Annotated in this window: 11 protein-coding genes; 4 read left to right on the top strand and 7 right to left on the bottom strand. The window is 60.5% G+C overall.

Translation table 11 applies throughout. The annotated features are described in order from the left end of the window. Positions 1-11: 11 nt before the first annotated feature. Together MCM46_09425 and MCM46_09420 are read left to right on the top strand one after the other, a co-directional pair. Positions 12-2264, top strand: a complete 2253-nt coding sequence (locus MCM46_09425; GenBank protein MCG3112026.1) for a hypothetical protein — start codon at positions 12-14, stop codon at positions 2262-2264. A gap of 99 nt (positions 2265-2363) precedes the next feature. After that, positions 2364-3557, top strand: coding sequence for a PQQ-dependent sugar dehydrogenase (locus MCM46_09420; GenBank protein MCG3112025.1), 1194 nt, complete (start codon positions 2364-2366; stop codon positions 3555-3557). 10 nt (positions 3558-3567) lie between these two features. Here MCM46_09420 and MCM46_09415 read toward each other — a convergent pair whose 3' ends face one another. The 5 genes from MCM46_09415 to MCM46_09395 form a co-directional block, all read right to left on the bottom strand. Beyond that, the gene (locus tag MCM46_09415) at positions 3568-3876 is read right to left on the bottom strand and encodes a P-II family nitrogen regulator (protein ID MCG3112024.1); all 309 of its coding nucleotides are present in this window, start codon (positions 3874-3876) and stop codon (positions 3568-3570) included. 19 nt (positions 3877-3895) lie between these two features. Next, positions 3896-7084, bottom strand: a complete 3189-nt coding sequence (locus MCM46_09410) for an FAD-dependent oxidoreductase (GenBank protein ID MCG3112023.1) — start codon at positions 7082-7084, stop codon at positions 3896-3898. A gap of 8 nt (positions 7085-7092) precedes the next feature. After that, on the bottom strand, positions 7093-7425 hold the full coding sequence (locus MCM46_09405) for a P-II family nitrogen regulator (GenBank protein ID MCG3112022.1): 333 nt from the start codon (positions 7423-7425) through the stop codon (positions 7093-7095). A 16-nt stretch (positions 7426-7441) separates the two neighbouring features. After that, on the bottom strand, positions 7442-8545 hold the full coding sequence (locus MCM46_09400; protein MCG3112021.1) for a molybdopterin-dependent oxidoreductase: 1104 nt from the start codon (positions 8543-8545) through the stop codon (positions 7442-7444). 232 nt (positions 8546-8777) lie between these two features. Beyond that, on the bottom strand, positions 8778-9191 hold the full coding sequence (locus MCM46_09395; GenBank protein MCG3112020.1) for a hypothetical protein: 414 nt from the start codon (positions 9189-9191) through the stop codon (positions 8778-8780). Between the two features lie 64 nt (positions 9192-9255). Here MCM46_09395 and MCM46_09390 point away from each other — a divergent pair, with 64 nt between their 5' ends. Next, positions 9256-11151 carry a YCF48-related protein gene (locus MCM46_09390; protein ID MCG3112019.1) on the top strand — a complete coding sequence of 632 codons (1896 nt, stop codon included), beginning with the start codon at positions 9256-9258 and terminating at the stop codon, positions 11149-11151. 11 nt (positions 11152-11162) lie between these two features. Next, a complete protein-coding gene (locus MCM46_09385; protein MCG3112018.1) occupies positions 11163-11876 on the top strand; it encodes a hypothetical protein in 714 nt (237 codons plus the stop codon). 111 nt (positions 11877-11987) lie between these two features. Here the strand turns inward: MCM46_09385 and pyrF are convergent, their stop codons facing one another. Both pyrF and MCM46_09375 read right to left on the bottom strand, forming a co-directional pair. Further along, on the bottom strand, positions 11988-12749 hold the full coding sequence (pyrF, locus tag MCM46_09380; protein MCG3112017.1) for an orotidine-5'-phosphate decarboxylase: 762 nt from the start codon (positions 12747-12749) through the stop codon (positions 11988-11990). 169 nt (positions 12750-12918) lie between these two features. Continuing rightward, positions 12919-13632, bottom strand: coding sequence for a hypothetical protein (locus MCM46_09375; GenBank protein ID MCG3112016.1), 714 nt, complete (start codon positions 13630-13632; stop codon positions 12919-12921). Between the last annotated feature and the right edge of the window lie 14 nt (positions 13633-13646).

Genomic DNA, 13646 nt, shown 5'->3' with positions numbered 1-13646 from the left:
GATCCTGTATAATGAGCCCGGTCGACGATGCGCGTGAGGAGCGATTGGGCTTCAAAGAATTAGAAAAAAAACTACAGGCGCTTTCCGCGCCGAGAGAGACGGTTCAAGACTTTCTCTCCCGGATGGATCGGGATTATTTCTCCCTCTATTCCGCCACGGAGATCGCCGATCATATCGGAATGGCCTCCCGTCTTGACCGCGATCGTCCCGCCGCCTTGAAAATCGCTTCCGGAGGAGACCGGGACTTTGAGATCACCGTCGTCGCGTTCGATTATTTCTCGGAGTTCTCGATCCTCTGCGGCCTGCTCGCGTCGTTCGGTCTCGATATTCAGGCGGGAAACGTCCATACTTTTTCGGATGAAGAGGCCCCGCCGGAAAGAAGCGGGTTTGGGCGCCCAAAGCGGCCGGCTGCCCGAAAGATCGTCGATGTTTTTCAGACCGCCCTGATTCCGGGAGAGGCGTTCGATGCCGAACGGAGGGAGCGGCTCGAAGAAGCGCTCGTCGCGCTCGTCCGTCTTCTCGACCAAGACAAGTTCAACGAGGCGAGGGATCAGGTCAATCGCCATCTGATCGCTTATCTCTCTAAAGCGAAGGTTCCGGAGGGGGGGCTTCTGCAGCCGCTGAAGGTCCGGTTCGACAACCGGAGCTCGGGACGGTGGACGATTCTCGATATTCAGGGTAAGGATACCCCCGGCTTTCTCTACGCCTTCTCCAACGCCCTCTCGCTGCGCGGCATCTATATTCATAAGGTCCAGATCAAAAATGCCGGGGCCGAGATCCAAGACCGGTTCTACATCTCCGACCGACGGGGAAAGAAGATCGCCGGAGAGCGGGAGAAAAAAGCGCTTCGGATCTCGGCCGCCCTCATCAAGCAGTTCACTCATTTCCTGGTCCGCTCTCCCGATCCGACGAAGGCGATCGCCCACTTCGATCAACTGCTCGACAAGATCATCGAAGAAGAAAAGTCGAGTTCCATGATCTCCTTTCTGAAGAAGGGGGAAACGCTTCATCTCCTCGCCCGCCTCTTCGGCACCTCCGATTTCTTGTGGGAAGATTTTCTCCGGATCCAGTTCGAGAACCTCCTCCCCCTCCTCGATCAGTACAAAGGAAAGAAGCTTCGGATCGGGAAAGAGGCGCTTCGCCGGGGCCTGCGCCGGGAGCTTCGGAAAGGAACCGGCCTGGAAGAGCAAAAACGGATCTTGAATGAATACAAAGACCGGGAGCTCTTCCGGATCGATATCAAGCATCTTCTCGAGCCTTCCCTGACGTTGACCGATTTCTCTCAGGCGCTGACCGATCTCGCGGAGGTGGTCATTGAAGAGACCGATCTTCTCTGCCGGGCCGATCTGGTGAAGCGATACGGCGCGCCCCGCCTTGAAAACCGACGCCCCGCTTCCTTCGCCATCTGCGGACTGGGAAAACTCGGCGGGGCCGAGCTGGGGTATGCCTCCGATATCGAGCTCCTCTTTGTCTACGAAGGAGCCGGCCAGACCGATGGCCGGGAGCCGATCGATAACCGATTCTTCTTTGAGAAGCTGGCGCAACAGATTACCCATTTCATTACGGCAAAGCAGGAGGGGATCTTTCATATCGATACGCGGTTGCGGCCGCATGGAAACGCCGGGGTTTTGGCGAACCCGCTCTCTCAGCTGACCGCCTATTACGCGCCGGCCGGCGAGGCCGCCCCCTTCGAGCGCCAGGCGCTGATCAAATTAAGGTCGGTCGCCGGCGACGAAGCATTGGGCAGGAAGGTCGAGGCCCATCGCGACCGGTTCGTCTACGGGGGGACGCCGTGGGATTTAAAGACCGCGCTGGCGTTAAGAGAGCGTCAGCGGAACGAACTGGTTCCGGAGGGGAAGATCAACGTGAAGTACAGCGCCGGGGGGCTCCTCGACATCGAGTATGCCGTCCAATATCTCCAGATCGTGCACGGCCATCGGCATCCGGCCCTGCGGACCCCGCATACCCTCGCGGCGCTCGAAGGGCTCCGCCGGCTGAAGATCCTTCCGAAAGAAATCTGGATCGATTTTCAGGCCGGATATCTTTTTCTGAGGAGCCTGATCGACGCGCTCCGGATAGTCCGGGGTCACGCGAAGGATCTGATTCTTCCCGACGTTCGGACCGAGGAGTTCACCTTCCTGGCGCGGAGAATGGGGTATGGACAGCGGGATTGGGAGCGGGGAAGAAAAGAGCTTGAAGAAGAGATCCAACATCACATGCGCAGGGTCCAGGTCGATTTTGTCCGGCTGTTCGAGGGGAAGTAGAAGCCGTTCCGATTCGGGTTGGCCTCGGCGCCGCGCTCTATTGACAACGCCCCCTCGCCTCCCCTACGCTGGAGATCACACACCGGGAGGGTCTTGCTCATGATCTCTTTAGGAAGGGGCTTCTCTTTTTTGATCTTCGGTCTTTGGCTCGTCTTCCCCGCCTCCTGCAATTCCTCTTCTTCTAAAAGTACCTCGTCTACGATCGGAGGAGGGACCTCCGGCGCGCCGGCGATTCGGCTCGAATCGATCGCGACCGGGCTCAGCGAGCCGATCGGGCTCTTTCACGCCGGCGACGGGAGCGGGCGGCTCTTTATTATCGAGCAGGCGGGGACGATTCGAATTTTGCAAAACGGAACGGTCGGCCAGACCCCCTTTCTCGATATTCGAGATCGCGTCAGCGCGGGGGGGGAAAGAGGGCTGCTCGGGTTGGCCTTTCACCCCAAGTTTGAAGAGAACGGCCGCTTCTTCGTCAATTACACCTCCCCCACCGGGGGACTGCACACGGTGATCTCCGAGTTCAAGGTCGGGGGAGGGGCGGCTGATCCGGGGAGCGAGCGGATTCTCCTCACGATTCCCCAGCCGTTTGGCAACCACAATGGAGGGAATATCGTCTTCGGCCCCGACGGGTTTCTTTATATCGGAATGGGGGACGGCGGATCGGGAAACGATCCGCAGGGGAATGGCCAGAATCTCGGCACCCTCCTCGGAAAGATGCTCCGGATCGATGTCGATCAAAAGGCCGGTGGAAAGGAGTATGCGATTCCCCCCGACAATCCTTTCCTCGGAACGGCCGGCGCCGCGCCGGAGAACTGGGCCTACGGCCTTCGGAATCCCTGGCGTTTCTCCTTCGATTCTCAAACCGGTCTCCTCTATGCCGGCGACGTCGGCCAGAGCGCGCGCGAGGAGATACATGTCATCCGAAAAGGGGGGAACAACGGCTGGAATCCGATGGAGGGGACGATCTGCACGCCGGGGGTGAATCCCGACTGCGATAAAAGCGGCTACGATCTTCCGATCATCGATTATCCCCGCTCGGAAGGGACCACGGTCGTCGGCGGATATGTCTATCGCGGAAGCGCGATCCCCAACCTGCCGGGGGCCTACCTCTACGGCGATTTCGGAAGCGGCCGGCTCTGGATGCTTCGATACGATGGAAGCGTGGTCTCCGACCAGCGGCTGCTGCTGGAAACCGGAAAGAGCATCAGCTCCTTCGGCGAAGATGAGCAGCGGGAACTTTATCTGACCGACTATGGCGGGGAAATTTTCAGGATCGTTTCCGGACAGGCGACTTGATTGGTTTGAGTCAGGTGGACGGATGTATCGAGCGGGCCTCGGCCAAGGTGGAGACAAAAATCTTCCCGTCGCCCGGATTTCCGGTCCGGGCCGCGATTTTAATCGTATCGACGACCCGATCGACCTCCTCCGCTTCCACCACGAGCATCAGCCAAACTTTGGGAAGCTCTTCATAACGAACGGGGCCGACCTGAATGCCGCGCTGCCGTCCCCGGCCGAAAACCGCCTGTCGCGTCAGGGAGATGAAGCCGGCCTTCTCCAGCCCGGCGATCACCTCCCCTTCTTTCTCCGGACGGACCATCGCTTGAACCATCTTCATCGAAAGACTCCTTCCTCTTTTATCGTGCTTCGATCAAATCGGGAATCATCGTGATCGCATCCGACAATTCGGGCGCCAAGGGGCCGATCTCTTTTTCGAGAAGTGATGCGACCTGGTCGGCGCCGAGCCGCAGGACGGTCTCCTGAAACGATTCGCCCGCAAGACGATCGGTCGCGACGATTCCGAGCAGCGCGTCGACGGTCGGCACGACCATCTCTTCGGTAATCCCTTTTCGGACCATCGCCCCCAAGCGAACCCCCCCCTCGACCTGGCCGCCGAGGAAGAGCTGATAAGAAAACCGCCGCAGCTCGCCGACCGGCGTCATCGTTCCGGCGAGGCCGATGTCGGCGACCTGATGTTTGGCGCAGCTGTTGGGGCAGCCGGAGAGGTGAATCGAGATCGATTGAAAGAGGGCCGCCTTCTCCGGCGCTTCCGGACGGAAGCGCAATAGATCGCGCGCCGCCCCCTGCGAATTGGTCACGGCGAGGGTGCAGAACTCGGTGCCGGGACAGGCCAGCAGCGCGGGGCCGCTCTCTTTTCCTTTGAGCGACAAGCCGGCCGCTTTCAAGGCCTGAACGGCCCGGCCGATCTTCCGGACCGGAATCCAGTGGAAGGCGAGATTTTGGTCTTTCGTGAAGTGGACGATCCCGTTTCCATGCCGCCGCGCAATCCGGCTGACGGCTCGGAGCTGCTCCGCGCGCAGCTCGCCGAGCGGAACGGCGACGGTCAGACGGAGATAGCCCGGCTGCCGCTGCGGCGCGATGCCGGGAGAGGCCGGGATCGAAACCGGATTGAGGCGGTTTCCGATTCGCTTCCAGAGAGGGGGTCGCCGTCCCGGGTCGGCCAAAGAAGGGAGGGGGACCTCCCGGTTCTCGGGAAGATTCTGTTTCTCCAGGAAGACCTTCTCGAACATCTCGATAAATTTCTCCCGGCCCCACTGCTCGATCAGATATTTCAGCCGCGACTTCGCTTTGTTTCGGTTGCCGAACTTGGTGTGAATCGCGAAGATCGCCTGACAGGCGGTCAGCGCATCGGGCGGGGAGAGAAACTCCTTCAGCTTGAATCCGAGCATCGGATGGGCCCCCAAGCTTCCTCCAACCCAGAGCTCGAAACCGAGATGCCGATCCCCTCCCTCGGTTCTACGCTCGACCGCGACGAACCCGATGTCGTTGATCGCGGCATCGGAGGCGCACGCCCGGCATCCGGCAAAATAGACATTCAGGCGGTTCGGCATCGTCGGGTTGATCAGGTCCGACCGCTTCACGAAATAATCGGTGATCCGCTGCGCCCAGGGCTGGACATCGAAGAGGCCGTCGGACGCCACCCCCCCGTGCGGGCAGGCCATGACGTTCCGCAACGTGTGGCCGCAGGCGGAGCGGGTCGAAAGACCGATCGTCTCCAGTTTCTCGAAGATCTCCAACGAATCTTCCACGCGGATCCAATGCAGCTCCATGCTCTGGCGGACGGTGAGGTGTCCCCATCCCCGGCCGTGGACCTCGGCGAGGTCGGCCAGTCCCATCAGCTGCGTATGCGTGACCGTCCCTCCCGGGATGCGGATCCGGAGCATGAAGTAGCCGGGATGTTTCTGGCTGCAGATGCCGTAGGTCTTCAGACGGTAGTAGTCTTCAGGCGCCAACGCGCGGGTCCCCTCCTCCCGCAGCCGGTCAAAATCGATCCCCAACCCCTCTTGTTTGATCTTCTCCAGGTCGAGCGTCTTGAGCGCCCCCGGTCCTGTTTTTGTGGGGGACTTCTCCGCAACGATCGCCGTTGCAGGCGTCTTGGCCGGCGCCTTTGTCGCTTCGCCGAGAAGATCTTCCACCAATTGACTGCAACTTCCGCAGCCGGTCGTCGCCTGTGTGCAGGCGGCCACTTCGTCACGTGTCTTCAGCCCCTTCTCCCGGATGGCGGCGAGGATCGTCCCCTTGGTGACGCTGTTGCAGTTGCAGACCAGGTCGGTCTCCCGCAGCGCCGCCACGCCGCTCGCGGCCCCCGCTCCCCCTTCGACCGAGACATTTCCGAGGAGCGACGATTTGATCTCGCCGATGTCTTCCCCCTTCTGGATCAGGTTAAAGAGCCGGGGACTGTCTTTGTTGTCGCCGAGGAGGATCATCCCCGCCAGCCGGTTCTGGCGGATCACACATTTTTTGTAGATCGCCTTTTCCGTGTCGACGAAGATCAGCTCCTCCGCCCCCCGTCCTCCGATAAAATCGCCGGCGGAGGTGAGATGAATCCCGGCGACCTTCAGGGTCGTGGCACAGAGGGTCCCGCCATAACGCCGCTGATCTTTCCCGGTCAAAACATCGGCGAGGACCTCCCCCTGTTCTTTCAACGGCGCGATCAGCCCATAGGTTTTCTCCCGATGCTCGATGACATCCCCGACGGCGAAGATCCCGGGGAGGCTCGTCTCCATTCGATCGTCGACGAGAATTCCCCTATTCGTCCTCAATCCGATCTGCCGGGCGAGGGTCAGGTTCGGCCGGATGCCGGTGCAGATCAGCGCCATCCCGGCGGGGAGATCCTCTCCGGAGGTGAGGCGAACGCCGGCGACCTGCTCTTCTCCAAGAATCGCCTCCGCGGTGGTTTTGAGCAGGACCCGGATGCCCATCCGTTCGAGCTCCCTTTTCAAGAGAGAGGCCCCGGCCGGGTCGAGCTGCTGCTCCATCAGCCGGTCGCCGAGATGGGCGACGGTGACCGACACCCCGTAGTTGATCAGCCCCCGCGCCGCCTCCAAGCCGAGCAGCCCCCCGCCGATCACGACGGCGCGCCGGCTCGACCGGGCCGCGGCGACGATCCGCTCCGTCTCTTCCAGCGTTCGAAAAAGAATGACCCCCTTCTTCTCCCGGCCCGGAATCGGCGGGACGAAAGGGACCCCGCCGACGGCGAGGATGAGCGCGTCGTAAGGGGTGGCGCCGCCGTCCGCATTCGTCACATACTTGGCCGCCGGGTCGACGGCGGAGATCGCAAGGCCGAGTTGGGCATGAATCCCCCGCTCGGCATACCAGTTTCGCGGCCGGGTGAAGATCCGCTCCGCCTCGGTTTTTCCGGCGAGGAGATCGGAGAGGAGAATCCGATTGTAGTGGGTCTGCGGCTCATCGCCGAAGAGGGTGATCGAAAGGGGGGTGCCGGTTTTCAGGAGCGCCTCCACCGCGGCGATCCCCGCCATCCCGTTTCCGATCACCACCACCCGCAGTTTAGATTGATTTGTCATCGATTCCTTCACTCCGACACCGACTCCGTCTCTTTTGTCCCTGTCCGGATGGTGTAGCTCTCCGAGACCTTCTGGACGAAGATCTTCCCGTCGCCCGGGTGCCCCGTCTCGGCCCCCTGCTCGATGGCGGCGATCGCCCGGGGATACTCCTCCTCGCTGACGATGAGCAGGAGCATCGACTTGGAGAGGATGTCGTAATGAACCGGCCCCACCTGGATTCCCCGTTGCTTCCCGCGCCCGAGCACCGGCATCTTCGTGACGGCAAAAAGTCCGGCCGCCTCCAGACGGCCCAGGACCGCCTCTTCCCGCTCGGGGCGGATGATCGCGCGAATCAGCTTCATTTTCTTTCACTCTCCATCAGATCGCCTCTCCCCCCCGCTCGTCGGTGCTGATCCGGATGGCGTCGTCGATGTCGACGATGAAGATCTTGCCGTCGCCGTAGGCCCCCTTTCCGGTCCGGTTCGCTTTCATTAAGGCGGCGATCACCGCCGGAACGCGGCCGGCGTCGATCATGATCGAGAAATATTGTTTCGGCATAAACTTGATTGCGACCGGCTCCCCTTTTTCCGACTGAAATCGAAGGCCCCGCTGGCGGCTCCGGCCGAGGACCGTCGCGGTCGTATACGAATAGATGCCGGCCGCTTCCAGCGCCTGGCGGGTCGCCAGCTGCTTGCCGGGGCGAACCAGGGCGACGACCTCTTTTAATGTCGCCTGCCGCGGCGGCTGTTTCTTTTTGGGGACCGAATCGACCTGGCCGTGCACCGGGGGTTCCGGAGTCGAGATCGCAGCCGGGGGGGTGGAGAGTGGCGCGATCTCGCTCCGTACCGGAGGGGGATCTCCGGATTTTCCCGCCGGGGGGACAATCTGAAATTGCCCTCGCCATTTGTCGTTCAATTGGCCGGTCGGGCTCTGGGCGAGAAGCCGCTTGATTCCGACCGGATCGTGCCGGAAGGCATGGATCGTATGGACCCACTTGACACTCTTATAACCTTGAAGAAAGGGAACGACCAATCGGAGCGGCCCGCCGTGGACCTCGGGGAGGGGCGACCCGTTTAATCCATATGCCAGCAGAACGCGCGGATCGCGGGCTTCATCGCGTGAGAGCCCTTCGAAGAAGACCCGGTCGCGGGAGTAAAAAGCGAAGTAGCCGTCGGGGTGGGTGTCGATCTTGAAGGAGTCGAGCAGATCGACGAGGCGGATTCCCTCCCACTCGACCTCCTCGACCCAGTTGAAGATCTGGCAGATGAACGGCACCTTCAGCTTCACGCGGGGAAGCTCGTGCAGCATCGGCCAGGAGACCAGCCGGGGATGCTGCTCGAGCCCGGCGAGATCGAGCGTCACCTCCTCCAGCGCGAGGGAAGGGGGGATCGGATAGAGGGAGAGGATCGGAAGCGGCATTGCATCAAAATCGATCCGGAAAAATTTGTCGGCAAATTTCGGTGGAAGGATTCCTTCCCGCATGAAAAACCCCTTTAAAAACGGAAAGGCGCCTGGAGAGATTCATCCAGGCGCCCTTGCCCGCAGACGTCGTTATCGTTGAACGAATATAGAGCAACAACCATGCCGGGGGGAGGGACCGGTCGGATCGATTGATTTTTCGTGTGATTTAGGTCGGCTTGGAATCGAATGGAAAGAAACAGCGGCCGGCCGGCCGACATTTTTGTATCGCTTCCGACGAGAAGGGCCGGTCGGTCTACTTCAATGATTGGATCTGCTGGCGCAACTGCTTGGCGCGGAAGGAGGCCTTGCGGGAGGCGTCGAGGGCGGGATCGGTTTTCTCCGCCTCCCCCAGCCGGACCGCTTCTTTCGCCTTATTCAGGGTTGCCTTGATCGAGGCGAGGAGCGTTTCTTTTTTTTCTTTGATCTTCGGAGAGGGGCTCGACTCCACCTCCTGGATCAACGCTTCGCTCCGCCGGATCATCTCCTGGCCGTAACTGACGATCTCATGGTGGTGCCCTTCGCTGCCGTGGGTGATCATATCGAGAGAGAGGCGATAAATCTCGTTGGTGAGCTGGCGGACCGACCGAAGCGATTCCTCCTCGGCCCGCGCGGGAATGTCGATCAGAAGCAAAATCAATAGAATGGGAATTAGAAGGCGGCTTTGCATTTCTCTCCCGAATGTTGTAAATAAATAACACGAAAAAAGAAGGAGGGTCAAGATTCTGTACCGGATGATCAAGAAAAGTCTATTCTTTTACACGGTTTTGGCCGGTTTTCTCCTCCCGATTTTCGCCGGGACGGTCGCGGCGGCGGAGGGGGGGTGGTCGGTTCAGCAGGGGGAGGTGACGTCGAACGGCCTCTGGGCGGTCCATTTCGTCTCGGCGAGCGAGGGATGGGCCGGGGGGGGAGATGGAACGATCCTCCACACCGCCGACGGCGGCGCGAGCTGGCGGGCGCAATACAAAGAGAAAGGGGAGCGGTTCTTCTCGCTTCATTTTTCCGATCGACGCCACGGCTGGGCGATCAGCTGGACCGGCAAGATCCTCCATACGGCCGACGGCGGCGGAAGCTGGGAGGAGCAGCGGAATCCGGAACAGGTCTGGCTCTGGGATGTTTACTTCACCGATCGATCAAACGGCTGGATCGTCGGCGACAAAGGGGTGATTCTCCATACCGCGGACGGCGGCCGGCGTTGGGAGGTTCAAAAAAGCGGGCAGACCGGTCCGATTCTGGAGGTCTTCTTCATCGATCCGCAACGGGGATGGGCTGCCGGGTGGAACGGGATGATCCTTCAGACGCAGGACGGGGGCGAAAAGTGGACGGCGCAGAGGAGCGGGACGACCGCCGCGCTGGAGGCGATCTTCTTCATCGATCCGCTCCGGGGCTGGGCGGTCGGCCGGGAGGGAACGATCCTCCGGACGACCGACGGCGGCAAACGCTGGCAGCCGCAGCAAAGCGGTACGGAACATCTTCTCATCGGCGTGCAATTCGCCTCTCCGCAAATCGGCTGGGCCGCCGGCGGATCGGGAACGATGCTGAAAACCGAAAACGGCGGGGCGACCTGGGAGAAGGTCGACGCCGCGGTGAACAAAACGTTCGAAGGGCTCTCGTTCGGCGACGACCGCCACGGGTGGGCGGTCGGATGGGGGGGGGTGATCGTCCATACGCGCGACGGCGGCAAACGCTGGGAGACGCAGAACAACGGCTTCACCGACCGTTTCTTTCGGGTCCACTTCGTCGATGAGCGGCACGGTTGGATTACCGGGGAGACCGGCACCATCCTCCACAGCAACGACGGCGGCCGGAGCTGGATGCCTCAAGAGAGCGGCACGGAGGAGTGGGTCCTGTCGGTCCATTTCACCTCGCCGCGAGAGGGATGGGCGGTCGGCGGCAATGGGCTTCTCCTCCACACGGTCGATGGGGGAAAACGCTGGGAGCGCCGGCAGAAGTTGACCGAGGCGAGCCTCGAAGGGATTTTTTTTCTGACCCCCAAGATCGGATGGGTCGTCGGCGAGACGGGGTTGATCTTTCGGACGGATGACGGCGGAAAGCGGTGGGACTTTCAACTCAGCGATACCACCGCCGGTCTCTCCGACATCGTTTTCCTCAACGAGCGGAAAGGGTGGATCGTCGGCACCGGGGGGACCCTGCTTCAGACGGAAGACGGCGGCGTGACATGGACCCCGTTCCGGCTTCCGACGAAGGCAACCTTCACGCGAATCCTCTTTCGTCCGCCGAACCGGGGGTGGGTGGTCGGGTCGGAGGGGACCCTCTTGATGACCGAGGACGGCGGAAAGAGCTGGGCGCCGATCGACACCGGAACGAAGATGCCGTTTTGGGACCTCTCGATGCAGGGGCAGGAGGGATGGATGGTCGGCGATCTCGGAACGATCCTCTATACGAAAGATGGCGGAAAGTCGTGGGCGGAGCGCGACAGCGGGGTGACGCAGCGGCTGAACAGCATCTACTTTACCTCTCCCGCCCGGGGGTGGGCCGTCGGCAAGGGGGGGCTGATTCTCCAATACGGCGGTCCGGCGACCCCGCCGATGCAACAGGCGCCGGCCCAAGCTCCCTCCCGGACGAGCGATCGAACTTCCGAACCGATACCGAGTAAGCGACCCCACTAACCGAGGATGGCATGGACCCGGCTCCCGATCGTCGAACCGAATGGTTTGTTCCCCAGTTCGGTCCTCTAAAGTTCAGGCTTTGGATCGGACTGCTCTTTCTCCCCTATACCGGAATGGTCCTCGCTTTTACGGTCATCGGCGGGATGCTGGCCGAGACGGTTTTCTGGGATCGGGTCGCTGCGATCGTCCTCGTGTACTTCCTCGGCCTCGGCATCGCGGCGCATGCGGTCGATGCGATCGGGAGCAAAGGGCCGAAGCCGTGGGGGGAGCATTTCTCCAAGCGCCAGCTCTGGACGCTTGCCGTCGGCGCCCTCATTCTCGCCTACGGCATTGCCATCTACTACGCTGTTCTCGAGACGCCGCAATTGTTGGTGATCGCCGTCATCGAAGGTTTTTTCCTCTTCGCCTACAATCTGGAGCTCTTTGACGGAAAATTTCACACGGACGGCTGGTTCGCCTTTTCCTGGGGGGTCTTGCCGGTCCTCGCCGGTTACGTCGTTCAGACCAACCAACTCTCCCCTCCCGCCCTGATCGTGGCCGGCGCGATGGGGCTCTTGAGCCTGGTGGAGATCAACGCCTCCCGCCCTTACAAAGAGCTCAAGCGATCGGGCCGCCTCGATCCGCACCTGCATCAGGTCCGCTACGAAGCGATTCTTAAATGTGTGAGCCTGGGGGTGATGTTGCTGGCCGCCGGGATGGTGACTTGGCGGCTGGGCGGCGGATAAATAAAACGAGTGATTCAGAAGGAAGAAGGAGAGAATTCAAAAGCGGTTCCTCCGTTGGGGAGCGCGTTTCGGCGGACCCTCTGCGCGGGATGGGAGGAGTGATTGAAATCTTTAAAGGGCGGTCATTTCTCTTCGCGCGACGGCGATCTCTTCGGCGATCTTCTCGGCCCTGCTCGCTGCTTCGGCGGGGTCTTTTGCAGTGGAAATCGGTCTGCCGACCACAATATAATCCGCTCCATTTCTAATTGCATTTCCCGGAGTCACGATTCTTTTTTGATCGTCTTTCTTGATCTCGGCCCATACAGGGCGGATGCCCGGCGTGACAACAATAAAATCCCGGCCCATTTTTTCTTTGACTGCTCCGGCTTCATGTCCGGAGCAAACGACCCCGTCGCAACCGGCCTTTTTTGCGATTTGAGCCAACTCCAATACTCTTTGTTGGGGTGTGATATTGGAACTTTCTTGGTTCACGCTCGTCAACACCGTCACGCCGAGGATCTTCGTTCCTTTTGTCTTGAATTTTTTAACCGCCTCTCCCACAAGGGCTTCGCCTTCGTACGTGTGGACGGTGATAAATTCGACCCCTCTCGTTTTAGACGTGATGACGGAAGCCATGCCGCCGACTTGCTGCGGGATATCTTCGACCGACCGGCTCGAATATTTGATGTCCAAAAAAAACTTGGCGGAGACCCCTTCGATCCCTTCTATTTTGGCCAAGACATTCAGGCCCTCGCTTAAAAGCAGCGTCCACCCGATCTTAAATAAACCGATCTTATCTTTTAAGGCTTCTATAAAGGGACGCGCTTCTTCGAAGGAGGGGTAGTCCAGCGCGAAAATAATTCTTTGGTGGGGCAGGAGCGTGCTCTCTTTCAACCTAAACTCGCATAAGCCGGATTCAGTTTTAGGGCCATATTATATAGACGCGTTCTATCAAGTCAATATGTATTTAGAAGATGCGCAGAGGGATAGCTCGAGTTTTTATAGAGGCTCTGGCGGCAAGAAAGAGATTGCAACAATTCTATTTTCTTTTACGCGTCATCCTCTATCGTTCTTCTACAATATTGAGGCTCGGAACCGGTGAGGGGTCCGCTTTTTCGGAGTTCCGCCAAAGCCATCCGCAGGCGGTGACCACCAGGAGGTCGAGGACGATGTAGAGAACGGTGACCCCCGCGGGCGGGTTCGCCGAGCTGATGGAAAGATACGGCACCTCCGGCAACCAATACCAGTTGCCGATGGCGGTGCCGACCCACTCCAACAGGATCGTGTAGACGGCGCAGGCTGAGAGAAGCAGCGGGTTCTCCGATTTCAGGAAGAGGACGAACGCCACCCCCCACCAGAGCATCCCCCACGTGTCGTTGAAGAAGAGAAAGCTGGCGGCGGCGTAAACCGTTCCCAAAAGGAGGACGGTCCGGGTGATGGCGGCGGCGTGTTTTTGGAGGCTTTGCTCGCGGGCGGTCACCACCGCCAACGCGTAGAAGACGGCATGGCCCGGCGGGACGTAGAGCGGGATGAGGGTGTGTTTGTAGTCGTAGAGGCCCCACCCGATCGAAAGGACCACCTCGCCGGTCGTGGCGATGGCGATGGTGGTGAGGATCTGGCGCGGATCGAGCTCGGCCCATCGCACGAAGAACCAGAGGAAGGTTGCCGTCGCCAGGCCCAGGCCGACCTGCGCGACCACGCCGGGGCGTTCGAGCAGGAGCACCGCCGTCATGAAGGCGAGGGCAGTTGAGACGAGAAGGAGCCAGCGGGATTTCATGGATGTCGCCATAA

The sequence above is a fragment of the Candidatus Manganitrophus morganii genome, assembly GCA_021651055.1.
In the GTDB taxonomy this organism is placed as follows: Bacteria; Nitrospirota; Nitrospiria; order SBBL01; family Manganitrophaceae; genus Manganitrophus; species Manganitrophus morganii.
The sequence above is the reverse complement of the archived record's forward strand: the minus strand, read 5'-3'. Positions and strand labels throughout refer to the sequence as shown.

Bases quoted from the DNA above. Each gene is read 5' to 3' on its own strand.
- MCM46_09395 (MCG3112020.1), bottom strand. From the start codon at position 9,191: ATGCAAAGCCGCCTTCTAATTCCCATTCTATTGATTTTGCTTCTGATC.
- MCM46_09400 (MCG3112021.1), bottom strand. From the start codon at position 8,545: ATGCGGGAAGGAATCCTTCCACCGAAATTTGCCGACAAATTTTTCCGG.
- MCM46_09415 (MCG3112024.1), bottom strand. From the start codon at position 3,876: ATGAAGATGGTTCAAGCGATGGTCCGTCCGGAGAAAGAAGGGGAGGTG.
- MCM46_09410 (MCG3112023.1), bottom strand. From the start codon at position 7,084: ATGACAAATCAATCTAAACTGCGGGTGGTGGTGATCGGAAACGGGATG.
- MCM46_09375 (MCG3112016.1), bottom strand. From the start codon at position 13,632: ATGAAATCCCGCTGGCTCCTTCTCGTCTCAACTGCCCTCGCCTTCATG.
- MCM46_09385 (MCG3112018.1), top strand. From the start codon at position 11,163: ATGGACCCGGCTCCCGATCGTCGAACCGAATGGTTTGTTCCCCAGTTC.
- MCM46_09405 (MCG3112022.1), bottom strand. From the start codon at position 7,425: ATGAAGCTGATTCGCGCGATCATCCGCCCCGAGCGGGAAGAGGCGGTC.
- MCM46_09390 (MCG3112019.1), top strand. From the start codon at position 9,256: ATGATCAAGAAAAGTCTATTCTTTTACACGGTTTTGGCCGGTTTTCTC.
- MCM46_09420 (MCG3112025.1), top strand. From the start codon at position 2,364: ATGATCTCTTTAGGAAGGGGCTTCTCTTTTTTGATCTTCGGTCTTTGG.
- MCM46_09425 (MCG3112026.1), top strand. From the start codon at position 12: ATGAGCCCGGTCGACGATGCGCGTGAGGAGCGATTGGGCTTCAAAGAA.